Origin of the sequence: Microbulbifer sediminum, from assembly GCF_021729035.1 — a bacterium.
Taxonomy (GTDB): Bacteria; Pseudomonadota; Gammaproteobacteria; order Pseudomonadales; family Cellvibrionaceae; genus Microbulbifer; species Microbulbifer sediminum.
In genome coordinates, this window is record NZ_JAJSAP010000011.1 from 1 (window position 1) to 1,318 (window position 1,318).

General features: G+C 56.1%; 1 protein-coding gene. It reads right to left on the reverse strand.

What is annotated here, in order from left to right; all coding sequences use genetic code 11:
• Nucleotides 1–120: 120 nt before the first annotated feature.
• Nucleotides 121–846: a hypothetical protein gene (locus tag LVD11_RS15715; protein WP_237060535.1), complete on the reverse strand. Its 726-nt coding sequence runs from the start codon at nucleotides 844–846 to the stop codon at nucleotides 121–123.
• Between the last annotated feature and the right edge of the window lie 472 nt (nucleotides 847–1,318).

The window sequence follows — 1,318 nt, forward strand, 5'->3', positions numbered from 1 at the left end:
CGATGACCTGTTTCTGCTTCGCAGAAAGCTCATGGTGATTTGGGCCTGGTCCAACAAACAGTTGCCGCCGCCATGGACGGCGACTCAAAGGCTCGGTTGCCTCTGCATAATAGCCGGCCTCTAGGGAATCCCGTACTTCTCTGCCTGCCGGTCTATATCCTCCTGGGGCCGTCTCCATTTTGTACATTTTATTGTAAATGGCTGATAGAGATTGCTATCGGCATCGCCGACCAATACCTTCCTGATCTCTGCGCAGTAGTCGCCATTCTGGATAAATGTACCAGTTGCCGTCATAAACTCGGCTTCCAGCTTCTTGAATTTCTGTACCTTGTTCCGTTCCTGTTCCAGCTGGCGGAGCAGGCGTGGGTCAAAAATTGTAGATCTGGTCTTGGCGCCCTGGTGGTTGTTGGCGGTTGGGGGTTGTTTGGACGGCGCCTCTGTCACAGGTTCGCTGACCGCTCTTGATACCGGCTTCTGGGTTGCCGTGCCTTTCCTGGCTGGAGCAGGTGGTGTTTCTGACCGCGGTTCCGGACTATCGGTGGGGGCTTCCGGGATAGTGGGCTTTCTGGTGTTCCCGTCCGGCGCAGTCACTGCTGTGGTGGGTGTTGTCTTCCTGTCCTGCTCTGTTCCTGTCTCCCGCTGAGTAGTCTCTTTTGAGCCTGTGGCTGGAGATCGGGTCAAGGCTACATGGAGGCTCTTGTCCTTTGCCAGCTGTCGCTGTTGTTGCTGCAGGGGGATGGCAATGAACAGGACATGGAGACAGAGGGCGAGCGTCAATGAGACGAGGAGACGCCGGTCGTGGAGGAACCCAGAATTGTAGAAGTGCTGATATGGATTGCTTACCACAACGTTCCCTGTCATGAGAGCTAAGGGCGTACTTCCTCAAGCAAGTTTGAGGGCTGTATTCGCGATGGGTTCCTTCTCGGTATGGTTGTGCAAGGGACGTTGAGGGCGTGAAGTGATTGCTGAAAGGGGAGTGAGGCCCCTGATGACGCCGTAAGTATGGCGCCCCGATACGGGCCCGTGTTGTCTGGTTTCAACGCTCTGGTACTGCTGGAATGAATCTGGGGCTCTTACCGCCACCAGTGGGACCCGCAAGGTCGGGGTATTCCTGCCATACAAGAAAAGCGGCATCCTTGTGGCGGGCTTTGGTGGGGATGAGGTCTCGGTGAGGGGAGGATGGACTCGAAACACGCTTTGGCGTGTTTCGCCCCTGCGGGCGCGCGTTGCGCGGTCTCAAATCGCTGGAGCGGGTTGATCCAATCTGGGGGTTCTCACCTTCATCTCTGCAAGTGCGCTATATAAAAGGGCCCATCCT